This is a genomic window from Acinetobacter lwoffii (assembly GCF_052078135.1).
GTDB classification, from domain to species: domain Bacteria; phylum Pseudomonadota; class Gammaproteobacteria; order Pseudomonadales; family Moraxellaceae; genus Acinetobacter; species Acinetobacter lwoffii_Z.
Genome location: NZ_JBQGUZ010000031.1, coordinates 1 through 24,504, shown reverse-complemented (window position 1 = coordinate 24,504; position 24,504 = coordinate 1). Strand labels below are relative to the sequence as shown.

Below are 24,504 nucleotides of genomic sequence, written 5' to 3'. Positions count from 1 at the left end.
AAATGGCAATATTTCCGCGACTCATGAGTGCTCGGTTATATGCGGGCCAATTGGTTGTGCGGTAGATTTTGTGTGTAGGCTTCTTCATTTGAAAATTATATCGCTGAAAAACCCTTTACAGATAGGTTTGTGCAACAAAGCCAAACAGATCCTATTAAAATTGTGGGTGCTATAGGAGCTAAAAATGATACCAATATATCTTTGGTTAACTACTTTCCAGAATTCAATAAATGTAATTCATCATCAAATTATAAACCTGAAAGAATTATTTATTGTTTTAAACGAGATAATATCAATCAAAATTGGCATTCTAAAGAAATTTACAAATCCGTATTAGAAGGGATATGTTACTATGCAAAAATTAACAATAAAAAGATTCTTATAGATACTGAAGAGCAAGAATTCGGAGTTAATAGTATTAAAAAATACTTAAAAAAAGAATCAAAATTAAAAAATTTCAATAAATTATTTATATCTATATTAAGAAAAGAAAATTTAAATCAAGAATTTTGGGATAGCTCAATTTCGCAAATACTCCAAATTTTTAATTTAAATGGTTTATTAAAAATTCCAGAGTATCTTAGCTACGATGGACACCCCCCATCTGCACAAAGCAATAATGAAAATTATGAACAAAATAAAATTTCTATTGAAATTAATAACAAAAATATAGAAATGGAAGTTGCAACTATACACAGCATTAAAGGTGAAACCCACGCTGCAACTTTGGTAGTTGAAACAACATTTGGAAGATCACATGATATTTCAAATGTATTCACTTACCTTGTACATCAACAACCTCAAGAACCAAAACCACAAACAATTAAGTTTATGAAACAAATCTATGTCGCTATGACTCGCCCTAGGCATTTTGTTTGCTTAGCCGTGCATAAAAACAACATTAACCAGCATCTTTCTTTGGCTGAACAAAAAGGTTGGAAAATAATTGATCTTACTGTGACTTAATTTTTCACTCTACCAAGCAATCACAGACTTGATTTTGGATTGATCATCAAGATAGTACTTAATATCTTTATTTTATTTTTTTCAATTAATTCAAAGTAGTAGCTACAGATATTGATTTCTATTAATGAGGTTTTTTCTTGGTCCACCCCAGTCATTTACACCTACACAATTTCAGTAGTAAATAGGTGTGTGGCTATAATCAAAACTATTCAGAAGTTGGCTCAGTAGGAGTTTCATTCAATGGTGGCAACAAGATAGAATAGCAATTAATAGGTTGATGTATGGAAATAAATTCGCTTTCGAACTTTCTTAGTGCTTGATGTTCAGGATAGCTTTCCACAGCCAAACTAACTAATTCCTTAGCTTTATCAAGATCGTTATTAGCACGATACCTTTCCGCTAATTGGAGCAACATTCCAGATTCAAGAAGTTGAGGGCAACGGAAACTAAATTTATGGTCACGTTCTTTGAAGTACTTCATTAAACAGGTGTGATGATCTTCAATACTCCATTCAATTTCCATCTCTAGTATATTTCGAGTAACCAATACAGCAGAGCTTGGCTGGATTAAAAGATTTTCATATCTTCCAATAAATTCTAGGCAATTTTCAATGCGGTCTCTTTCACCTACAAGACGATTATAAATGATGAATAGACAGATGAAAGCAAGCTTATCTGCAATGTTGATTCTGTCAAAGTTGGTTTGCAATTCTGTCAACAATTGAGATAAATCTGATAAAGGTTTATTTGGGTCATTTTCCCATAGGATTGCCAGCTGACTTAGAAAACCTTCAAATCGCTTGACCCCAGAACCTCTACTAAAATCGACTATTTGTATCCAATATTGAGGTGCTAGAGAGACGGTCATTATATTACTACGTTCAAGGTTATAATTATAAGGTTCACTTGTAATAGTTTGCTGACGCATAATGAATTCAGTAATGATATGTCTTGCAAGCCGTGCTAAGCCTTGAATCGTTAACCATGTTTTATTATCGATTCTACAAGTGTCGGAATAGCCAGAATCTCGATCTAAGGGTTTTGGTAGTTTTTGTGACGTATGTATGTATTTGGATCTAGCAAGATATGCATTGGACAATGCTGTAGGCAAATCAAAACGAGTTATCGGATGAGTTACAGCGTCAGATTCTTCTCTAAAGAATGAAGGTTTGATGTGGTTGATGGCAAAAGCTTGAAAACGTTTGCCTAACGATACATGTTCAATTCCTAAAATTGCATTACGTACACGTTCAGCAAGTTCTTCTTCAGCACCAGTTAAAGCCTCATCTATAATTCTTCTTTTTCTTTCCTCATAGTCATTCCACGTTGCTTGATGCCCATCAAATTCTTGAGCAAGAGATTCGATTGAGGCAACTAGAAGGGTATACGCCAGTTCAAAGTTATCTGCTATACGATGTATCCCAGTCACATAAGTTCGGATAGCATTCATTACTGTTAAGAATGTTTTGCGGTTCAAACCATGCAATTGCTGGGTAAAATTGATTAAGTGTTGTTTGTGGCTTTCCTGACAGTAGATGACTTTATCGAAGGTTTGATTTACTACTTTATTAGGAACAGTATGAGTGCTTGTACCCATTTCATCACTGAGTAATCTTTCAATCAGTGAATAACTTGGTGAAGCTATGCAATTTAAAGCGAAGGAGAGTATAGCTGAGAAATCACTTATAAAAGATGCAATACCATGGGAAGCCATAAAACCTGGTCCATCGCTATCAGGAAGGGCTTCGATAAGCTCCGTGTATGTGAAAATTAGAACGTTCGAATTATGAAAGGTTGACGTTCCCTCAATTGATCCAGTATCAGTTTCAATACGATCTTCAGCCATAAGGTGTAAATTTGAGTAGATGACACCTTTTAACTTATTGTGATATTCGACATCTCTCGTAAAGAGTTTACCTGAACCAATTTGAAGCACTGATGATTTCCTATTGTTAGATAAATTTTTGAATGATCAAGGTGTTTAGTCCCGGCATTTGATGGATCGGATCAATTTTAAAAAGTTCAGGTTCATCTGTCCACTGTTTGCAGATGAATTCGTAGGGAGTCAGACCCCTGAGTGTTTTGAGTCTGCGGCCGAAGTTGTATGCAGCAATAAAATCAGCAAGGTGAATGCATAGCTGAGTGTGATCGTCGTAATGGAACCGTTTGACAGTAGCTTCTTTAATCGTTCGGTTCATCCTCTCGACCTGTCCATTGGTCCATGGATGCTTAACCTTGGTAAGACGATGTTCAATGCCACATTCAGTACAAACCCGATCAAAGATGTGCTCAGAGGCGTAGCGATCACAGGTGCGGTTCGTGAACTGGATGCCGTTATCTGTTAGCACCGTATGGATTCTATAGGGCACAGCCTTAACCAGATTGCGCATGAACTCCGCGGCTGCCATCTTACTGGCTTTAGTATGCAATTCAGTGAACGCAAACTTGGAAGTGCGATCAATGGCAACGAAGAGATAAAGCTTACCCTGTGCTGTTTGCATCTCAGCGATGTCGATATGAAAGTAACCAATGGGGTAGCTCTTGAAGCGCTTCCTGACAGGGCGATCACCTTGTACCTCAGGCAGTCGTGAAATACCATGCCGCTGTAAGCAGCGGTGTAACGACGAGCGTGTCAGATAAGGAATACTCGGCTGCAATGCATAAAGGCAATCGTCTAGCGGCAACAAAGTGCGTTTTCGAAAAGCAACAATTGCCGCCTCATCTTCAGGCGATAACACGCTTGAGCGAGGATTCTTTGGGCCGGTTGTAAGATCATCTACTGAAGTACGTTTCTTCCATTTTGCGACGGTCTTTTGATTGATGCCGTAACGCTTGGCTAGCGTTCTTAAGCTCTCTTGACTATTTTGTATTGCTCGACGCACTGCCTGTGTCGTTGTGGCGCTGCTGTGTAGAACTTGTCCCATAGTGCTTCCTTCCATTTATCTGAGAATATTGCACCATTAAAATCTGGGACTAAACACCTAGTTGACCACTACAATTTTTTACTTACAACACGCAACCTTTTTAACACACGTTGATTATAAATCTTTTTTTTCAAGGTGCTAATATAATTGAGTAATACTTAACTTAGACAACATAAACCACTGATTCTAATAACTTTCATCTTGTATTATCACAGATTATTGTTTATCGAGATTTTGCAAGCTTTACTTAATTGGAGAAATTATTATGCGTGCTTTAACTTACCACGGTGCTAAAGATGTGCGAGTGGACAATGTCCCAGAGCCTAAACTGCAAGAAAAAGATGATGTTATTTTACGTGTGACTGCAACTGCAATTTGTGGTTCAGATTTACACTTATATCGTGGCAAAATACCTGCAACCGAGGAAGGCGATATCTTCGGTCATGAGTTTATGGGTGTGGTTGAAGAAGTAGGCTCTGAAGTTACTGCTGTTAAAAAAGGCGATAGAGTTGTTATTCCTTTTGTTATTGCATGTGGTAACTGCTTTTTCTGTCAGCATGACCTAATGTCCGCTTGTGAGACTACAAATACAGGCCCAGGCGCTGCTATTAATAAAAAAATAATTCCGCCACCGGCTGCTTTATTTGGTTTTAGCCATTTATATGGTGGGATTCCTGGTGGACAAGCAGAATTTGTACGGGTTCCTAAAGGTAATTTTAATACGTTCAAAGTAAATGGCTCACTGTCAGATGAGAAGGTTTTATTTTTATCAGATATTTTACCAACTGCTTGGCAGGCCGTGACTAATGCCAATATTACTAAAGGTTCAACCGTAGCTATTTATGGTGCGGGTCCTGTGGGGTTGTTATCAGCAGCTTGTGCCAAAATGTTAGGCGCTGAGCAGATCTTCGTGGTAGATCATAATGACTACCGTTTGCAGTATGCCAAAGATACGTACGGGGCTATTCCGGTTAATTTCGATAAGGTAGATGCTGCTGAATTCATCATTGAACAGACCAAAGGACATCGCGGCGTTGACGGTGTTATTGATGCGGTTGGCTTTGAAGCTAAGGGCAGTTCGAAAATTGAAGGATCAAGCGCTCCAGCTTTACGTCAATGTATGGCAGCTGTGCGTCGTGGCGGGGTCGTTAGTGTTCCTGGTATATATGCAGGACCCATTCATGATTTCTTAATTGGTGACGCTTTTGATAAAGGGCTTACTTTCAAAATGGGCCAAACCCATGTACACAAGTATATACCACAATTATTAGAGTATATTGAAAATGGTGATTTATCACCTGAAGCTATTATTACTCACCGTATGAATTTGTCTGACGCTGCTAAAGGTTATGAAATTTTCGAAAAGCGTGAAGAAGAATGTCGTAAAGTCATTTTAACTCCTTAATTTTTCAAATTTACCCTTAACTTTTAACATTTAAAGGTTAGGTCATAGCTGCTTTAACGAGATTATCTTAAATAATGGTTATCGTTAAAGCAGCTAGGTGTTTAGTCCCGGCATTTGATGGATCGGATCAATTTTAAAAAGTTCAGGTTCATCTGTCCACTGTTTGCAGATGAATTCGTAGGGAGTCAGGCCCCTGAGTGTTTTGAGTCTGCGGCCGAAGTTGTATGCAGCAATAAAATCAGCAAGGTGAATGCATAGCTGAGTGTGATCGTCGTAATGGAACCGTTTGACAGTAGCTTCTTTAATCGTTCGGTTCATCCTCTCGACCTGTCCATTGGTCCATGGATGCTTAACCTTGGTAAGACGATGTTCAATGCCACATTCAGTACAAACCCGATCAAAGATGTGCTCAGAGGCGTAGCGATCACAGGTGCGGTTCGTGAACTGGATGCCGTTATCTGTTAGCACCGTATGGATTCTATAGGGCACAGCCTTAACCAGATTGCGCATGAACTCCGCGGCTGCCATCTTACTGGCTTTAGTATGCAATTCAGTGAACGCAAACTTGGAAGTGCGATCAATGGCAACGAAGAGATAAAGCTTACCCTGTGCTGTTTGCATCTCAGCGATGTCGATATGAAAGTAACCAATGGGGTAGCTCTTGAAGCGCTTCCTGACAGGGCGATCACCTTGTACCTCAGGCAGTCGTGAAATACCATGCCGCTGTAAGCAGCGGTGTAACGACGAGCGTGTCAGATAAGGAATACTCGGCTGCAATGCATAAAGGCAATCGTCTAGCGGCAACAAAGTGCGTTTTCGAAAAGCAACAATTGCCGCCTCATCTTCAGGCGATAACACGCTTGAGCGAGGATTCTTTGGGCCGGTTGTAAGATCATCTACTGAAGTACGTTTCTTCCATTTTGCGACGGTCTTTTGATTGATGCCGTAACGCTTGGCTAGCGTTCTTAAGCTCTCTTGACTATTTTGTATTGCTCGACGCACTGCCTGTGTCGTTGTGGCGCTGCTGTGTAGAACTTGTCCCATAGTGCTTCCTTCCATTTATCTGAGAATATTGCACCATTAAAATCTGGGACTAAACACCAAAATACTTTCGATAAAATCAAGTGAATATATGAATATTATTAGAATGAAGGTCGAGAAACAACTTCAATTCATCAAGCTGCTATAGTCATTTTCGTAGCATAAAAGGATAGGTGAGGTTGAGCATGTAACCTGAAATGAATTTCAGAGACCCATTTCAATTGATGCAATTCACTACCACCAACATGAGATAAGCCAATAACACTTACATATTTGTTCAATTATTTTCAACAAATATTTTATGAAGAAATTTATTAGAAGAAGGTAAATTATGACTATATATACCATTGGTTTTACTAAAAAAAGTGCAAACAAGTTTTTTAATCTAATAAAGCAAAATCACGTTAAAAAAATTATCGATGTTCGCCTTAATAACGTTTCACAACTAGCAGGGTTTGCTAAGCGTGATGACTTGAAATTTTTCTTACGGGAGATATGTAACTGTGATTATGAACATGTGCCTGATTTGGCACCTACAGATGAAATTTTAAAGCCTTATAAAAAGGGCGATATGCCTTGGGATAGTTATAAAGATCTTTTTTTAAACCTTATGGCTCGGCGAAATATAGAAAAACATATAAATCTGCAACAATTTGAAAATGAGTGTTTACTGTGTAGTGAGGATTTACCACATCAATGTCATCGTCGTTTGGTTATAGAATATTTACAGAAATATGCTGAGCAAAATCATGTGATTAAAGATATTTTCTAGGTAAAATTTATCTTCTTTCTTTAAAAAGAATTCGATAGTAAGAACATCACAAATCTAAGAATGAAAGAATGAAAGAATTTGATTGTCATTTAAAGCTATGTATTTCAACGGATTAACATAAGAAATACTATGACTTAAACTTGTTTTGATATTGTGTATTATATTAAAAATATTGCTTGTACATCTTAAGTTGTTAATGATTCAGATTTTTTCTTAAGGTAGTTAAATATAGAGGGATTTCAATGCCACACGGTAAATTTATTTTGCATTCAAATTATATCCCCGCTGGGGATCAACCCGAAGCTATCGCAAGATTGATCTCAGGTATTGATAATGGTGCAACTCATCAAACCTTAAAAGGGATTACTGGCTCTGGTAAGACATTTACCATGGCAAATGTTATTCACCGCTTGAAACGACCTACTATTATTTTAGCGCCGAACAAAACATTGACGGCTCAGCTATACGATGAAATGAAGCGTTTCTTTCCAGAAAATGCGGTTGAATACTTTGTTTCTTACTATGATTATTTTCAGCCAGAAGTGTATATCCCTGGTAGTGATCGTTTTATCCAAAAAGATTCTGCAATTAATGACCATCTAGAGAGACTACGCTTATCCACGACTAAATCCCTCATAGAGCGTCGGGATGTAATTGTTGTTGCCTCTGTATCATCAATTTATGGTTTAGGTGATCCAAGTAGTTATAAAACCTTGCAAATTCCACTAGCTCCAGGTGCCCAATTTGAACAAAAAGAGCTTATCCATCGGTTAGCATTATTACAGTATGAACGAAGTGAAAAAACTTTAAAGCGTGCAATGTTTAGGGTTAGAGGAGACATCATTGATATTTTTCCTGCTGATTCAGAACATCATGCAATTCGCGTCGAACTCTTTGATGGACAAGTTGAGTCTCTTACGTGGATAGATCCTGTCACGGGAAAAAAGTTAAATGAAATAGATCATTACTTGGTTTCTCCTAAAACGCTTTTTGCGACCCCAAAAAATCAGATCGAGACTGCAATACCAAAAATACTTTCTGACATGGAGGAGCGAGTAGAGTATTTGAATAAAGAAAACCGTTTTACAGAAGCGAATCGTTTGTATGAAAGAATTACAAATGACATAGAAATGATGCAGCAATTAGGCTATTGCTCGGGAATGGAAAATTATTCTTGTTATTTTAGTGGACGTGATGCGAAGTTACCGCCAACTACCTTACTCGACTATTTAGCTGAAGATGGATTGTTATTTATAGATGAATCGCACGTCATGATTCCTCAGATTTCAGCAATGTATCGTGGAGATCAGAGTCGTAAAGAAACGTTAATTGAATATGGATTCCGTTTGCCATCCTCCAAAAATAATCGTCCATTAAATTTTCAGGAATTCGAAAGGATTAAGCCACAAACTATATTTGTTTCTGCGACACCAGGAGATTATGAATTACGTGTATCTCAGCCTAGAATCATTGAACAAATGATTAGGCCAACGGGATTGCTTGACCCTAAAGTCGAGGTAAGAAAATCTGAAGGGTACATTGATGATCTGCTCATTGAAATAGAAAAGTGCGTTAACAATCACAATAGAGTTCTAGTGACAACTCTAACGAAGGTAGGAGCTGAAAAGCTTCATGATTTTATATCAGATAAAGGTTTTCAAGTTCGATATATGCATTCGGATATAAAAACTGAAGACCGGATTAAAATTATTGAAGGTTTACGCGTTGGAGAATTTGACATATTAATTGGTGTAAGTCTTTTACGGGAAGGTTTGGATATTCCAGAAGCATCTTTAATCGCTATACTTGATGCTGATAGAGCTGGTTTTCTACGTTCGAGCCAGGCACTGCTTCAGATGATAGGTCGAGTTGCTCGTAACGAGAATGGTAAAGCTATCCTATATGCAGATAATGTAACTGCTGCAATGAGGAAGGCTATTGATGAAACAGCTCATCGAAGAGAACGACAAATTTTATTTAATCAAGAAAATGGAATTTCACCAGTTTCATCAAAACGTAAATTAGCTTCTGATAAAAATGAAGAAGCGGTACTTCCAATACATTCAGCAGCTTTCTGTGAGAATCTATCAATACTTTGTCAACAAATTACAAGCAAAGAACAGGAACTACTTACGTTTGAAGATAATGGAAATGAAGGAGAAGTTGAAAAAATTCGTCATCAATTAGATAATTTATATCGGCAATTTATTTATATTTGACATAAAATTGTTAACATAAGTGTAATGATACAGTATTCATTGAAAGAGCATTGATATCTAAGGGTTTGAGATAAATGGTTCTCAGATATTGGATATCATTGTTTTTAGTGGATATAATCATTAACAATATTTTATAAATCAAAATGTATATTAAAAAAGTATTTTATCAAGCCTATATTGTTGAATACATTTAAATTTTAAAATAAACCAGAAGTTAAGTATTGTTATTCTTCAAGCTTTGCCTATTGAAGTATAGAAATTCTATGCTTATCTATTTATACTATGGGTGGGTATAGTATATTAATTTCGTGGGAACAAGGAAACCTGAATATATGCCATATAGCGATATTGATAAAAAACAGTCACTTATACGGATTAAGCGTGTTAAGAAACAAGTAGCAATACTTGAAAAGACACTTAATGAAGGTAACAGTGGTGATGAGTTATTGAAACAGTTGACAGCCGTTCGTGGAACGATAAATGGTTTGATGGCAATGGTTCTTAACAGTTATTTAAGAGAGGAGTTTCCAGAAAATGAAGCTCTAACTGAGTCTCAAAAGAAATCAATTGAAGAGACAATTGCTGTTATTAAGTCATACCTTCGTTAATTTTAAAGATTGATCCTATCTAAAAGTGTTGCATATAGATTCTATACCATTGGTGTAAGGACTTCGCCATGACAATATTTTTGAAGAAACTTAAAAAGAATTTGCGCTTTTACTTCATCAAGCCTCATATAAATCACATTTTTTATAAATGTGATTAGTACGAAATATCAGTGTGATTTATTACTTCAATCAATTCAAAGTAGAGGTGGTAGTATGACTTTAGGACTTACTGCTCTAGAATTAGCAAGAATTCAATTTGCATTTACCGTTTCGTTTCATATCATTTTTCCAGCCATTTCAATTGGTCTAGCAAGTTTTTTAGCTGTTTTAGAATGGCGTTGGCTAAGAACCAAAAATCCTATTTATCAAGATTTATTTAAATTTTGGATCAAAATTTTCGCTGTTGCCTTTGGCATGGGGGTGGTCTCTGGGGTAGTCATGAGCTACCAATTCGGCACAAACTGGAGTGAATTTTCGAGAATAGCAGGAGGCGTCACAGGCCCCTTATTAGCATATGAAGTTTTAAGCGCCTTTTTCTTAGAAGCCGGCTTTTTGGGTATTATGCTTTTTGGTTGGGGACGAGTTGGTCCTCGAGCTCATTTCTTTGCAACCTTAATGGTAGCGATCGGAACATGTATTTCGATGTTCTGGATTTTAGCATCCAATAGTTGGATGCATACCCCCCAAGGTTTTAGTATCGAAAATGGAATAATTGTTCCCCAAAACTGGTTTGAAATTGTATTTAACCCATCATTTCCTTATCGTTTTACACATATGGCTATTGCTGCATTTTTGGTTGCTGCGTTGTTAGTGTGTGCAACAGCAGCATGGCATTTACTTAAAGGTCGTAGAGATGCTTTAGTCAAAACATCATTTTCAATGGCTCTTTGGCTGATTATGGTTCTTGCACCTTTGCAAATTTTAGTGGGCGATAATCATGGTTTAAATACTTTACATCATCAACCTGCCAAATTAGCTGCAATTGAAGGCCATTGGGAAACAAATAAAAATGAAGCTATGCCTTTATATTTATTTGGTATTCCTGATATGGAAGAAGAACGTACTAAATATGGAGTATCAATTCCTTATTTAGGTAGTCTGATCATGACACATTCATTAAATGGTGAAGTCAAAGGCTTAAAAGAATTTGCTCCTGAAGATCGGCCGAATTCTTTGATCATCTTTTGGAGTTTCCGTGTCATGGTTGGTATGGGAATGTTAATGCTGCTATTAGCCGTCTTAGGCTTATGGCTGCGTCGTTCTGACCGTTTATATGAAAGTAAATGGTTTCAACGTTTTGCATTATATATGGGTCCGTCAGGTTTTATCGCTCTTCTAGCTGGTTGGTTTACAACAGAGGTCGGTCGTCAACCTTGGGTTGTTTACAATGTACTTCGTACTAAAGATGCGTTGTCACCCGTATCCGCATCGCAAGTTGGAATAACTCTAATTATTTTTGTTCTGGTTTATTTTGTAGTTTTCGGTATTGGCATTTATTACATGTTAAAGCTAATGCATAAAGGCCCGCAATTCTTAAGTGTACATTCAGGCGAACATGCTGATGTTGGTCAAACACCGATGCGACCAATGAGTGCGGTTGAAGGAAGCTTAGATAAACTAGAATCAATACGGGAGAATCGCCATGATTGATTTATCTCTTATTTGGATTGTCATTATTGGAATTGGTGTATTGATTTATGTCATTCTAGATGGGTTTGACTTAGGTATCGGAATTTTATTTCCTTTCATTAAAGGTTCCAATGAGCGAGATGTGCTAATGAATACCGTTGCTCCGGTCTGGGATGGTAATGAAACTTGGATGGTGCTTGGTGGGGCGGGGCTTTTTGCTGCCTTTCCGCTAGTTTATTCAACAGTTCTTTCTGCACTTTATATGCCGATTATTTTGATGGTGATCGCATTAATATTTCGTGGAGTTGCTTTTGAATTCCGATTTAAAGCAAACCGTACTAAGCATCTGTGGGATAAAGCTTTTATTAGTGGTTCAGTATTTGCAGGTTTTCTTCAAGGTGTAGTTCTAGGTGCATATATTCAGGGTATTAAAACCTTAAATGGTGTTTATGCTGGTGGGCAGTTGGACTGGTTGACACCTTTCTCTGTGTTTACTGGTATTGGTGTAGTCGTTCTGTATGCAACTTTAGGATGTGGATGGTTAATTTATAAAACTGATGCTGAAATTCAAGAAAAAATGTTTTCAATGATGCCTAAACTGATCATTTCAGTATTTATTATTTTTGGATTAGTTACTATCTATACACCACTTTCACAACCGCAAATTGCTGAACGCTGGTTTAGTCAGCCTCAGTTAATGTACTTTAGTCCAATTCCTGTATTAGTACTTATTTTTACGGGAATGGCTTTACGGGCATGTAAACAAAAGAAAGAACTTAGTCCTTTTATTTATACGTTAGGCTTAGTCTTCCTTGCTTATACAGGTTTTTTAATTAGTTTGTGGCCTTATATTATTCCACCTTCAGTAACGATCTGGCAGGCTGCAGCCCCAGCGAATAGTCAACTTTTTGCTTTGATTGGTGCACTGTTGCTCATTCCTATTATTCTGACTTATACCATTTTTTCATATTGGATTTTTAAAGGTAAAGTTCGTGTTGGTGATGCTGGTTATCATTAGGAGTTTGTATGAAACTTTCACAGACAGGATGGTTTATCTTACTTTGGGTAATTGGTGTAGTTACATTAGCGGTTATTGCAGGAATTTTTAGATTCTTAATTCAATTAGCATACTAAGAGCTCAGAGAATAGTGATGAAAGGGCCTTTGTTTAGGCTCTTTTGTATAATGTAAAAAATAAAAATTTCTCAATAGACTAGATTTGATTAAGAATGTCATGATTTTTGTATCTATTTAATTGAATTTAAAATAATTTCCTATTAATTGTTGAGTGGCTTAAACTTTTTTATAAAATCCCTTTTATACTATAGGTGGGTATAGTATATTAGATTGCTTAATACAACATCTACAAATTTGATGTTGTATCGAACGAATTTCGGCTTGTATATGCGATTAGTTAAAAATGATTGTCTACTAGGTATGTATTAAATCTATGTCACTTTTCATTATTACCCTAGTCACTCTGGTCGTAGGAATAGGTAGCGTTTTGATCGCAGACTTATTGGTAACGAGAGCTGGGGCAGCTATTAACAATCAAGATAGTTATGTACAACAAGGCTTTTTAGGTCTAGCAGCTGGTGCGTTATTAGCAACAAGTTTTACACATTTGTTACCAGAGGCTTTTGAAAGCAATATAGATACACATCAACTTTTTTTAGCACTTCTAATTGGTTTAGTTTTCTTTTTTCTACTTAATAAAGCTGAATTGTGGCATCACGGACATGAGCATAATCATTCACATGAGCCACATACAACTAATGGTTGGTCACTATTATTGGGTGATGGAGTCCATTGTTTTGGTGATGGTATTTTGATTGCTTCAATTTTCATTGTTGACATACATCTTGGGCTGATTGCAGCTGCTTCGGTTCTTGTACATGAAGTACCTCATCATATGGGTGATTTGGTAGTTCTTAGGCAGAAAAATCATCGTAGTGCTGCTGTACTAAAGCTTACTATGGCTGGTGCAATGACAGCTTTAGGTGGATTAAGTGGATATTTTCTACTGGCCGGATTACAGCAATGGCAACCTTTCCTTATGATTTTGGCTAGTAGTAGTTTTATTTATGTGTCTTTATCAGATCTAATTCCTCAATTACAACAGCGTTGGACAACTAAAGATACCATTATCCAAATTCTTTGGCTTTTTATAGGAATTCTTATAGTAACTTTAATTAATAGGGTAGTTCATGGTGCACATTAACTTTGAATGTAAGGTTTGATATATGGATAAATTAATATTTGATGAACACTATACTCATCGTCTAAATATTCTAGGTGAAAATTTACCTTTATTGACTATGTGTTTGCGAGGGATAGAACGTGAATGTTTGCGTGTAACGAAGAATGGGAATTTGGTGCTTACACCGCATCCAAAAACACTAGGATCAGCTTTGACAAATGAGTTTATTACTACAGACTATTCCGAATCATTAATGGAATTTGTTACGCCACCTTGTTTGAGTGCTTCAGAGGTCCTTGCAGAACTTAATGATATTCATCGTTTTGTTTATACAAAACTAAATAATGAATACCTTTGGAGTTCATCAATGCCTTCTCTTTTGCCAGAAGAAGAAAGGATTCCTATAGCTGAGTATGGCAATTCAAATATTGGTAAGTTTAAACACGTTTATCGAAAAGGATTAGCTCTTCGATATGGTAGGGCCATGCAATGTATAGCAGGTATTCACTATAATTTTTCATTACCTGAGCAATTAATTCAGCTTTTATACCAACTAGATAATATAACTACTTTCGAAAATAAAGATCGGTCATCAATTTATATGGATATGATACGAAATTTTCACCGTTATAGTTGGCTATTGATTTATCTATTCGGAGCATCCCCAGCGGTTAATTCAAATTTTTTAAAAAAAAACTTAGATCAATTTAAAAAATTTGATAATGACACTTACTACTTGCCTTATGCGACTAGTCTTCGAATGAGTAAGATTGGTTATCAAAGTAGTGCACAATCTACTATCTCTCCTTGTTTTGATAGTCTCAATTCATACATTCATAGTATAAAAGAGGCTTTAGAAACACCTTACCCCTTGTATACGAATATTGGTACCCATAAAAATAACGAATGGGTGCAACTTAATACTAATATTTTGCAAATAGAAAATGAATATTATTCAAATATTAGACCAAAACGAGTTCCATATTCTGGTGAGCGTGTGCTTCATGCATTAAATGCACGTGGGGTACAGTATGTCGAGATACGTTGTTTGGACATTAATCCTTTTTCTTCGTTAGGAATTGATTTAGAGCAAGCTTACTTTTTGGATGCATTTTTATTATTTTGTGCTTTATATAAAAGCCCATCATTAAGTCAAGATAGCCTTAATCAGGCGAATAATAACTTTCACCTTGTGGCTGAAAAGGGGCGAAAGCCAAATTTAGAACTCCAAAATGGAGATAGTTCAATTGCTATGTATGATTGGGCTCAAGAGTTGTTGGCTAATATTAGACCTCTAGCTAATTTACTCGATCATGCAAATGATATTAATAAACATAAAGAAGCTATATATGCTCAACAGGCTAAAATTGAGAATTCATTCTTAACGCCATCCTCTAAGGTCTTAACATATATGTTTCAACATAATATAGGTTTTAATGACTTCGCTTTACATCAATGCCAGCAACATTTGAATAACTTTTCGAAACAGGTTTTGACGGATGAGCGTAAACAATTTTTTGAATCAGTTGCACAAAAGTCTCTTCTTGAGCAAGAAGTGTTAGAGCAGCAGCAAGTCATGGATTTTAATTTGTTTATGAAGAATTATTCAAGTTGAATGCATACTAGTTAAAAAGAAAATGATTAAGTAAATTCGATAGATTAATTTGTATCATGGTTTTATTTTAATTGATTTTAATTTAAACAATTGAAATATTCTTTTCTAACAATCGGTTTGATTACTAGGTTTTTTTTACTTTAACATAAATTATTGATTTAATTTATTTATTTTTTAAGCGTGTTTTTGCTAAAAGATAATTTGATATACAGAAGTGTTAATATAAGAATATTTAATATAAATTTTCTTTTTTTTAAAAAATATATTTTTAATATTTTTTTACTAAATTACTGATTTTTAATAATATTAAATTAATTATGCAAAGCAATAGTATAACTAAAAGATAATTTTCTTCAAAAAATATTAATTATTTTTAATTTACCCCTTTTATACCATGGGGGGGTATAGTATTATGAGTTTAACGATAAGAGAGTATAGTATGATGACTAAATCTAAATGAGAGAAGGTTGAATATATGCCATACAATGATCGTGAGAAGAAACAAGCGCTTACTCGTGTTAGACGTATCAAAGGACAAGTCGCTGCTCTTGAGCAGGCACTTGATGAAGGTACTGAGTGTGGTGTAATTCTTCATCAGCTAGCCGCAGTCCGTGGGGCTGTAAATGGTTTAATGGCGGTTGTACTAGAAAGTTATTTGCGAGAAGAATTTCCAGATAATGAAACTAGAACTAACTCTCAAAGAAAGTCAATTGACGAAACTATTTCTATCGTTAGATCGTATCTTCGTTAATCAGCACCGACTTGATGTTCGGTGCCAAAAACTACATTTGGTCTAAGGAAACGACATCATGAAATCACGTGCAGCAGTTGCTTTTGAGCCGGGGAAACCCCTACAAATTGTTGAGATTGACGTTGAACCGCCTCGTAAGGGAGAGGTTCTAATTAAAATTACGGATACAGGTGTTTGCCATACTGATGCCTTTACTTTATCTGGTGACGATCCAGAAGGATTATTTCCAGTTGTACTTGGGCACGAAGGTGCAGGCATTGTTATAGAGGTTGGGGAGGGTGTAACCAGCGTTAAGCCAGGTGACCATGTTATTCCGCTTTATACAGCTGAATGTGGTGAATGCCTATTCTGTAAATCTGGTAAAACTAACCTTTGTGTTGCTGTTCGTGCTACCCAAGGTAAAGGGTTAATGCCAGATGGAACAACACGTTTCTCATACAATGGTCAGCCTCTTTATCATTACATGGGATGTTCAACTTTCAGTGAATATACCGTGGTTGCTGAGGTTTCTGTTGCAAAAATTAATCCAGATGCAAACCCAGAACATGTTTGTTTATTGGGATGTGGTGTAACTACTGGCATTGGCGCTGTTCATAATACTGCAAAAGTTCAGCCTGGTGATTCGGTAGCAATCTTTGGTCTTGGTGGTATTGGTCTAGCTGCTCTTCAAGGTGCACGTCAGGCAAAAGCTGGTCGTATCATAGCAATTGATACTAATCCTGCTAAATTTGACTTGGCACGTCAATTTGGTGCAACTGAATGTCTTAATCCAAAAGATTATGACAAACCAATTCATGAAGTTTTAATTGAAATGACTGGATGGGGTGTTGATCATACATTCGAATGTATTGGTAACGTGAATGTTATGCGTTCAGCATTAGAAGCGGCTCATCGTGGTTGGGGACAATCGATCATTATCGGTGTAGCTGGTGCAGGCAAGGAAATTTCAACTCGTCCATTCCAGTTGGTGACTGGTCGTACATGGAAAGGCTCGGCTTTTGGTGGTGTTAAAGGTCGTACACAACTTCCAGGAATGGTGGAAGATGCGATGAAAGGTGAGATTGATCTTGCTCCTTTCGTTACCCATACAATGGGCCTTGATGATATTAATAAAGCCTTTGATCTTATGCATGAAGGCAAGTCAATCCGTACGGTTATTAAGTACTAATTAACTAATCTCATATTAAAAATCCATGGTGTGAATTTCACACCATGTCGATCAATTCATCTTAAGGAAAGTAAAATGAGCGAAATTCATATACACCCTTCTCTTGATCATGGGATCCGTCCAAGCCAAGAAAACTTCGACGGTGGAATCTTAGAATGTCTATGCTCAACGGATAAAGTTCAAGTTGAGGTTGGTGCTCAAACATTGCATAACCATGCTTGTGGATGTACTAAATGCTGGAAACCAGAAGGTGCTACGTTCGCTGTAATTGCAGTTGTACCACGTGACAAAGTAAGCGTTGTAGCAAATCCACAAAAGCTTCATATTGTTGATGAGAATGCTGCAATTCAACGTCACGCATGTCGTGAATGTGGAGCGCACCTTTTTGGTCGTATCGAAAATAAAGATCATGCATTCTACGGTTTAGACTTTGTTCATACGGAGCTTTCTCCACAAGAAGGATGGTCTGCTCCTGGTTTTGCAGCTTTTGTTTCGTCTGTGATTGAAAGTGGAACTCCTCCATCAAATATGGATGCTATCCGCAATCGTTTACGTGAACTTAAACTTGAACCTTATGATTGTTTGTCACCGGGCTTAATGGATGCTTTAGCTACACATTCAGCTAAGCAGAAAGGAACGTATAAAGAAGCTTAATTCTCTTTATTAAACTTGAAAAACTGAGGTCGTGATGAAAGAAGAACCCGCTATCAAAACGACCCCACAAACTTCCTCGACTGCATTTGTATATGGTATGCCAGCACATGCAGATCGAGTGAGGGCTGTGGGAGAGGTACATGCCCGTCCACCTTTATTAATACAAGCTCCACGAAACTTATTGCAGTTAGCTTTCTTGACAGAGGGAGATCCAAGCAAGGACCAAATTGCGCTGGATGAACTATCAGATCGCTTTGGCTTGAAAAAAACTCAAAAAGAAGAATCACCACTTCATGGTTTGACTTGGGATGAAGGAAATTTGCATTGTGAAAAACACACAGAATTTTCCACATATCTTTGGTGTGCAGAACTAGATGTACCAACGGGATTGCCTAAAGGTGAAGATCCATTTAAAAATGGCTTTGTTCCACCAGGTGAAATTATCTCAGGTATCTGCTTGCAAGTATTGCCATGGGCTACTGAATCTGAAAAATTGGTAAATCGTTTTGATACAGTCAGTTTGTGCTATTCACTAGTAGAAAATGAAACAGCAGCTATTTTGACTGATTTCAGACAAGATAATGACGGTCTGACCCGGATTCTTATTCTTGATCGTGGTTTGACAGAGGCTCGTGCAGGCGCACTTGCTCAAAGTTTATTAGAGATTGAAACATATCGAACATTGGCATTACTTGCTTTGCCATTAATTCGAACAATGACCTTTGAACTACGTCAGATGGAGCTACGGCTTGCCGCGATCACTGATGAAATGAATAAAGGAACAGAATTAAGACGTGATAATGATGTACTGCTATTTGAACTTACGACGCTTGCAACTGAACTAGAAGCCAATGTGGCAGCGAATCTTTACCGATTTGGCGCCAGTCGTGCTTATTATGAACTCGTTGAAGAACGTTTGAATAGACTTTCAGAAAAGTCTATATCTGGATATTGCACATGGCACGACTTTCTTGAGCGTCGTATCGCTCCAGCGATGAGGACATGTCAATCTGTTAAAGAACGCCAAGCTACTCTTTCTGAAAAATTAACACGTGCTATTTCTCTTTTGCGTTCATGGATCGATGTTGAGTTAGAGCGTCAAAATCGAGATTTGCTCACATCAATGAATAATCGTGCTAGACAACAATTACACCTTCAACAAACGGTAGAAGGTTTATCCGTTGCTGCGATTTCTTATTATGTTGTTAGTTTACTTGCATATTTAGTGAAAGGTATACCTTCAGTTCATGATATAGCAGCGCCTGAATTCACAATTGCGATATTAGTACCGTTAGTGATGTTTTCTATTTGGTGGACAATGCGAAAGATTAGACAAAAGCATAGTGATGTAATACCAGAAAAATAATCATTTTAACGACAAACAAGACCTCTCTAAAAATAAAGGGAGATCACAACTTTTTTGTAATAAGGAAAACGATATGGATCGTGTTGAACATCATGCAATGTTTGGTGGTTGGCAAGACGTTTATCAACATAAATCTGAAGTACTCGGATGCATGATGAAATTTGCTATTTATCTGCCTCCTCAGGTGCATCAAGATAAATTACCAGTACTGTACTGGCTCAGTGGTCTTACCTGCACAGAACAAAATTTTATTACGAAGTCTGCAGCGCAACAATATGCGGCTGAACATGGAATTATTATTGTTGCACCAGATACTAGCCCTCGTGGAGAAAATGTAGCTGACGATCCTGCATATGATCTCGGTCAAGGTGCTGGATTTTATCTGAATGCCACTCAAGATCCTTGGGCTGCACATTTTCAAATGTATGATTATATTGTGCATGAACTTCCAGCGCTAATTGAGGCTCATTTCCCTGCGTCACAAAAACGCGGTATTAGTGGTCATTCAATGGGAGGACATGGGGCATTAACGATTGCCTTACGTAATCCCGAATTATATCTGAGCGTATCAGCTTTTTCGCCTATTGTTAATCCATCCATAGTTCCTTGGGGACAAAAAGCTTTCAATGCTTATTTAGGAGCTGATCAGGAATCATGGAAACAATACGATACTGTTGAATTAGTTAAGAATTCAATTCATAAAATTCCATTATTAGTTGATCAAGGCTTAGGGGATGAATTTCTTGATAGCCAACTTCAACCAGAAAGACTACGAAAAGTATGTACTGAAATGGATCACCCTTTAGTTTTAAACCTAAGAGAAGGTTACGACCATAGTTATTACTTCATTGCGAGCTTTATTCGTGCACATATTGTGCATCATGCTTTAGCTCTTAAGTGCTAGGAAATAGGGAGATAAACTCATGGTAAAGTCTACAGGACGTCATCGTGTTGTTATTATTGGAGCTGGTTTTGGAGGGATAGAGGCTGCAAATAGTCTCGCTGGTGTCAATGTCGATATAACTATTATCGACAGAAGAAATCACCATCTATTTCAACCATTATTGTATCAAGTCGCAGGCTCATCTTTATCAACATCTGAAATCGCTTGGCCTATTCGATATATTTTTCGAAACCGTCCTGAAGTCCGTACCTTAATGGGAGAGGTGCAGGGCATTGAAGTGGGTAGCCGACTAGTTGTTCTTGATGATGGCGAAAAGTTGCATTATGACACTTTAGTTATTGCGACAGGTGCTACTCATGCTTATTTTGGTCATGATGAATGGGAGCGATTTGCACCAGGTTTAAAAACCTTGGGGGATGCAACAAATATTCGAGAACGAATTCTGGCTGCCTTTGAAGAAGCTGAACGTACCAAAGATCCAATCTTAAGAAAGGCTTTACAAACATTTGTGATCATTGGAGGTGGTCCGACGGGAGTTGAGCTATCAGGAACTATTGCAGAACTGGCAAAAGATACGTTATCTCGAGATTTTCGTTTGATAGATCCTCGTGAATCTCGAGTGGTATTGATTGAAGCCGGTCCACGTTTATTATCAGTTTTCCCTGAAAAGTTGTCTAGCTATACCCGTCAGGCACTTGAACAACTTGGTGTTGAGGTTGTACTTGGAACACCAGTGACAAGTTGTTCAGAAGATGGTGTTGTTTATGATGGAAAACAGCTACCTGCAAAAACAATTATTTGGGCTGCTGGCGTACAAGCATCTCCAGCAGCTCGTTGGTTAAATGTTGAATCTGATCGTGCAGGGCGTGTGTTGGTTGATTCAAATCTAACTGTGACAGGGCATCCTGAAATTTTCGTCATTGGTGATACCGCGGCAGTTACTATGGAAGATGGTAAGTTAGTACCAGGTATAGCACCAGCCGCCAAACAACAAGGAAAATATGTTGCGAAAACCATTGATAATCGATTAAAAGGCAAAGATATAAAAGAGCCATTTAAATATCATCATCAAGGTAATCTAGCAACAATTGGACGTAGTCGCGCAGTTGTTGATATGGGTAAATTTCAACTACAAGGAGTACTCGCTTGGTGGTTTTGGAAACTTATACATATTTACTTTTTGATTGGTGTGCAAAGTCGTTTAAACGTTGCCTTAAGTTGGTTGTGGAATCATAGTGTGGGTTATCGTGGTTCAAGACTTATCACAAATGTAAGAAAAGAAGATATTAGTAAATCTATTCCTAAGAATTAAGCTAACTTTAATTTTAGGAATTAATAGAAAATATTTTAATAATTATTAGCTTACGACTTTTTAAGCGATAGAGGGTAGAAACATGAAAACACATTCTTTTGGTGAACCCAATAACATTACTTTATCTAATAATTGTATTGAAGTTCGAGGTGCGCGTGAGCATAACCTTAAGGATGTAGATGTTTCTATCCCAAGAAATGCACTTGTTGTTTTCTCAGGTGTATCGGGTTCGGGAAAATCATCACTTGCTTTTGGGACTATTTTTGCTGAAGCACAAAGAAGATATTTCGAATCTGTTGCACCTTATGCAAGACGCTTAATAGATCAGGCAGGAGTACCAGATGTTGATGCTATTGATGGTCTACCACCAGCAGTAGCATTGCAACAACAACGTGGTGCAAGTAATACCCGTTCTTCTGTTGGAAGTGTAACAACTTTATCAAGTCTCGTGCGAATGATTTATTCGCGTGCGGGTGCATATCCTGCCGATCAGCCAATGTTATATGCCGAGGACTTTTCACCAAACACTCCTCAAGGTGCTTGTCCTACCTGTCATGGTTTAGGTCACATTTATGAAGTTACAGAATCGACAATGGTTCCTGACCCAACACTGAGTATTCGTGAGAGAGCTATCGCATCTTGGCCACCTGCTTGGCACGGGCAAAACTTACGCGATATCCTAGTAACCCTAGGATATGATGTTGATCGACCATGGAAAGATTTACCGCAATCGGATCGAGATTGGATTTTATTTACTGAAGAAACCCCAACAGTTCCTGTCTATGCCGGTTTAAGTCCCACTGAGACTCAGTCCGCACTTAAACGTAAATTAGAACCTAGCTATATGGGTACTTTCACTGGTGCTCGTCGCTATGTCCTTCATACTTTTGCTAATACCCAAAGCACGTTGATGAAAAAACGTGTTTCACGTTTTATGGAAGGAAAATTATGCCCTTCCTGTCATGGTAAACGCCTTAAACCAGAAGCCTTATCTATTACCTTTGCAGGAGTAGATATTGGTGAGTTTATGCAACTTTCTTTGGATAAGTTAACTTGCCTGCTTGAACCCATTGTTCTTGGCGATTTCGACGCTCATGATGCTGGCGAAAAGACTAATAATAAAGTAACTCAACTTGATAGATCTGAACGAGCAACAACAGGTAGAGCAGTGCATTCTGTATCTCCAGATGTAAGACGTACTTCAGCACTTTCAGATGAAAAGAAAATTGCTGCCCAGCGTTTAGCAAGTGGTGTGGTAGGGCGTTTAAATCAATTACGCCAGTTAGGCCTTGGTTATCTAACATTAGATAGAGCCACACCGACTCTTTCAGCTGGAGAGTTACAACGTTTGCGTTTAGCAACACAATTAAGTTCTATGCTATTTGGTGTAGTTTACGTACTGGATGAGCCGTCTGCTGGATTACATCCTTCAGATAGTCAGTCATTATATGATTCCCTCGATAAATTAAGAGATGCTGGGAACTCCGTATTTGTTGTAGAGCATGATTTAGAGCTCATGCGTCGTGCTCAATGGTTAGTGGATGTTGGACCAGATGCAGGAGAGCAAGGTGGTAATATTTTATATAGTGGGGTACCTCAGGGTTTAAGTGAGATTTCAGCTTCACGTACTGCAAGTTATTTATTTAATAAAATCCCAGTTACTCAAAGTTATGGACGTACACCCTCTGGTTGGCTTGAACTTAACAATATTTACCGACATAACCTGCATAATATTGATGCTCGTATACCTCTTGGTGTACTTACAGCAGTTACAGGTATTTCAGGTTCAGGTAAATCTAGTCTCGTTTCTCAAGCTTTACCTGAGTTAGTACTTTCATATTTAGGCAATGAATCTGAAACTGAAAACAATAATGAAGATAATCCTTTAAATGAAGGAATGTTGGTTACCGAGGTTACACGAGGTTCTCTAGCTGGTGATGTGGAGGCTATAAAGCGTCTGGTACAGGTTGATCAAAAACCAATTGGCCGTACTCCACGTTCTAATCTGGCAACTTATACGGGTTTATTTGATCATGTTAGAAAGTTATTTGCTGGGACTCCTGAAGCTCTCCAAGCTCATTATGATGCTGGACGTTTTTCATTTAATGTGGCTAAAGGGCGATGTGAAACTTGTGAAGGTGAAGGCTTTGTCAGTGTAGAATTATTGTTTATGCCAAGTGTATATGCCCCTTGTCCGACATGTCATGGTGCTCGATATAATGATGACACTCTGAAAATTCGCTGGAATGGACGTAATATTGCTGAAGTATTAGAAATGACCGTCAATGAAGCACGTGATTTTTTTGATGGAGAGGTCTCGATTGCTCGTTCACTACAATTATTAAAGGAAATTGGTCTTGGTTATTTACGTTTAGGGCAACCAGCGACTGAACTATCTGGTGGAGAAGCGCAACGTATTAAATTGGCGACCGAGCTGCAACGCAATCAGCGTGGAAATACACTGTATATACTTGATGAGCCAACTACAGGTTTGCATCCATCAGATGTAGATCGATTGTTAGTTCAATTGCAGCGATTAGTCGATGCGGGTAATACCGTGGTTATGATTGAGCATGATATGCGTGCCGTTGCACAAGCTGATTGGGTGATAGATGTGGGCCCAGGAGCTGGAAATGCTGGTGGGCGTATTGTTGTGACAGGAACACCAAAACAGGTAGTACAGAACCTTGATAGTCGTACTGCATCATTTTTAGCAAATGAGTTGAAAAGTTCATATTAATCAATTTTTCTATGTCAATTTCATGCTTTGACCCTTGTTCAAGATATTCAGAAAGGGTTACAGCAGTCGGTTCAGGCTTTGAATTAAGTGAAAAAAAGAGAGTTGACCTCTCTTTTTTTGGTAAGCGTCCGCTGAATCCCATGCCTATTTTTTAATTTGAGTTGGATTTCCAGCGGTGTGGCAGTAATTCTTCTATTTGGGTCACTTTATGTGTCGGCAACCTTTTCAGAA

Annotated in this window: 20 protein-coding genes; 17 read left to right on the top strand and 3 right to left on the bottom strand. The window is 37.6% G+C overall.

Annotated elements, in window-relative coordinates:
- Positions 1-129: 129 nt before the first annotated feature.
- Positions 130-966 (top strand): hypothetical protein, encoded by an 837-nt coding sequence (locus tag ACTL4S_RS15005; RefSeq protein WP_441299607.1) that lies wholly within the window; start codon positions 130-132, stop codon positions 964-966.
- A gap of 205 nt (positions 967-1,171) precedes the next feature.
- Here the strand turns inward: ACTL4S_RS15005 and ACTL4S_RS15000 are convergent, their stop codons facing one another.
- Complete coding sequence (locus ACTL4S_RS15000; RefSeq protein WP_000939241.1) at positions 1,172-2,902, bottom strand: hypothetical protein; 1,731 nt, start codon at positions 2,900-2,902, stop codon at positions 1,172-1,174.
- 16 nt (positions 2,903-2,918) lie between these two features.
- Positions 2,919-3,890, bottom strand: coding sequence for an IS481 family transposase (locus tag ACTL4S_RS14995; RefSeq protein WP_262735312.1), 972 nt, complete (start codon positions 3,888-3,890; stop codon positions 2,919-2,921).
- A 265-nt stretch (positions 3,891-4,155) separates the two neighbouring features.
- Here ACTL4S_RS14995 and ACTL4S_RS14990 point away from each other — a divergent pair, with 265 nt between their 5' ends.
- Positions 4,156-5,295: a zinc-dependent alcohol dehydrogenase gene (locus tag ACTL4S_RS14990; RefSeq protein WP_111813214.1), complete on the top strand. Its 1,140-nt coding sequence runs from the start codon at positions 4,156-4,158 to the stop codon at positions 5,293-5,295.
- A gap of 93 nt (positions 5,296-5,388) precedes the next feature.
- On the opposite strand, the gene ACTL4S_RS14985 is transcribed toward ACTL4S_RS14990, so the two are convergent.
- Positions 5,389-6,339, bottom strand: coding sequence for an IS481 family transposase (locus tag ACTL4S_RS14985; RefSeq protein WP_006582413.1), 951 nt, complete (start codon positions 6,337-6,339; stop codon positions 5,389-5,391).
- Between the two features lie 328 nt (positions 6,340-6,667).
- On the opposite strand from ACTL4S_RS14985, the gene ACTL4S_RS14980 reads away from it, so the two are divergent.
- The 15 genes from ACTL4S_RS14980 (at position 6,668) to ACTL4S_RS14910 (ending at position 24,273) form a co-directional block, all read left to right on the top strand.
- Positions 6,668-7,108, top strand: a complete 441-nt coding sequence (locus tag ACTL4S_RS14980; protein WP_111812660.1) for a DUF488 domain-containing protein — start codon at positions 6,668-6,670, stop codon at positions 7,106-7,108.
- Between the two features lie 242 nt (positions 7,109-7,350).
- The gene (gene uvrB, locus ACTL4S_RS14975) at positions 7,351-9,327 is read left to right on the top strand and encodes an excinuclease ABC subunit UvrB (RefSeq protein WP_005006178.1); all 1,977 of its coding nucleotides are present in this window, start codon (positions 7,351-7,353) and stop codon (positions 9,325-9,327) included.
- 332 nt (positions 9,328-9,659) lie between these two features.
- Positions 9,660-9,935: a metal/formaldehyde-sensitive transcriptional repressor gene (locus ACTL4S_RS14970; protein WP_001146945.1), complete on the top strand. Its 276-nt coding sequence runs from the start codon at positions 9,660-9,662 to the stop codon at positions 9,933-9,935.
- A gap of 213 nt (positions 9,936-10,148) precedes the next feature.
- Positions 10,149-11,585 carry a cytochrome ubiquinol oxidase subunit I gene (locus tag ACTL4S_RS14965; RefSeq protein WP_000172212.1) on the top strand — a complete coding sequence of 479 codons (1,437 nt, stop codon included), beginning with the start codon at positions 10,149-10,151 and terminating at the stop codon, positions 11,583-11,585.
- Positions 11,578-12,582 (top strand): cytochrome d ubiquinol oxidase subunit II, encoded by a 1,005-nt coding sequence (gene cydB / locus ACTL4S_RS14960; RefSeq protein ID WP_000566428.1) that lies wholly within the window; start codon positions 11,578-11,580, stop codon positions 12,580-12,582. The genes ACTL4S_RS14965 and cydB overlap by 8 nt, the downstream gene beginning before the upstream one ends.
- 8 nt (positions 12,583-12,590) lie before the next feature.
- Entirely contained in the window at positions 12,591-12,698 is a 108-nt protein-coding gene (locus tag ACTL4S_RS14955) for a DUF2474 family protein (protein WP_000777872.1), read from the top strand.
- A 315-nt stretch (positions 12,699-13,013) separates the two neighbouring features.
- Complete coding sequence (locus tag ACTL4S_RS14950; protein ID WP_000051649.1) at positions 13,014-13,784, top strand: ZIP family metal transporter; 771 nt, start codon at positions 13,014-13,016, stop codon at positions 13,782-13,784.
- Between the two features lie 22 nt (positions 13,785-13,806).
- Positions 13,807-15,378, top strand: a complete 1,572-nt coding sequence (gene gshA / locus ACTL4S_RS14945; RefSeq protein ID WP_005006185.1) for a glutamate--cysteine ligase — start codon at positions 13,807-13,809, stop codon at positions 15,376-15,378.
- A gap of 475 nt (positions 15,379-15,853) precedes the next feature.
- Entirely contained in the window at positions 15,854-16,129 is a 276-nt protein-coding gene (gene frmR / locus ACTL4S_RS14940; RefSeq protein WP_001146646.1) for a formaldehyde-responsive transcriptional repressor FrmR, read from the top strand.
- 58 nt (positions 16,130-16,187) lie between these two features.
- Positions 16,188-17,297: an S-(hydroxymethyl)glutathione dehydrogenase/class III alcohol dehydrogenase gene (locus tag ACTL4S_RS14935; protein ID WP_000842133.1), complete on the top strand. Its 1,110-nt coding sequence runs from the start codon at positions 16,188-16,190 to the stop codon at positions 17,295-17,297.
- A 75-nt stretch (positions 17,298-17,372) separates the two neighbouring features.
- On the top strand, positions 17,373-17,951 hold the full coding sequence (gfa, locus tag ACTL4S_RS14930) for an S-(hydroxymethyl)glutathione synthase (protein WP_001289504.1): 579 nt from the start codon (positions 17,373-17,375) through the stop codon (positions 17,949-17,951).
- A gap of 34 nt (positions 17,952-17,985) precedes the next feature.
- Positions 17,986-19,317: a DUF3422 family protein gene (locus ACTL4S_RS14925; protein ID WP_000657000.1), complete on the top strand. Its 1,332-nt coding sequence runs from the start codon at positions 17,986-17,988 to the stop codon at positions 19,315-19,317.
- A 73-nt stretch (positions 19,318-19,390) separates the two neighbouring features.
- Entirely contained in the window at positions 19,391-20,221 is an 831-nt protein-coding gene (gene fghA, locus ACTL4S_RS14920) for an S-formylglutathione hydrolase (RefSeq protein WP_000376303.1), read from the top strand.
- Positions 20,222-20,240: 19 nt separating this feature from the next.
- Positions 20,241-21,533: an NAD(P)/FAD-dependent oxidoreductase gene (locus tag ACTL4S_RS14915; RefSeq protein ID WP_005006190.1), complete on the top strand. Its 1,293-nt coding sequence runs from the start codon at positions 20,241-20,243 to the stop codon at positions 21,531-21,533.
- 82 nt (positions 21,534-21,615) lie between these two features.
- The gene (locus ACTL4S_RS14910) at positions 21,616-24,273 is read left to right on the top strand and encodes an excinuclease ABC subunit UvrA (protein ID WP_000848145.1); all 2,658 of its coding nucleotides are present in this window, start codon (positions 21,616-21,618) and stop codon (positions 24,271-24,273) included.
- Positions 24,274-24,504: the final 231 nt, after the last annotated feature.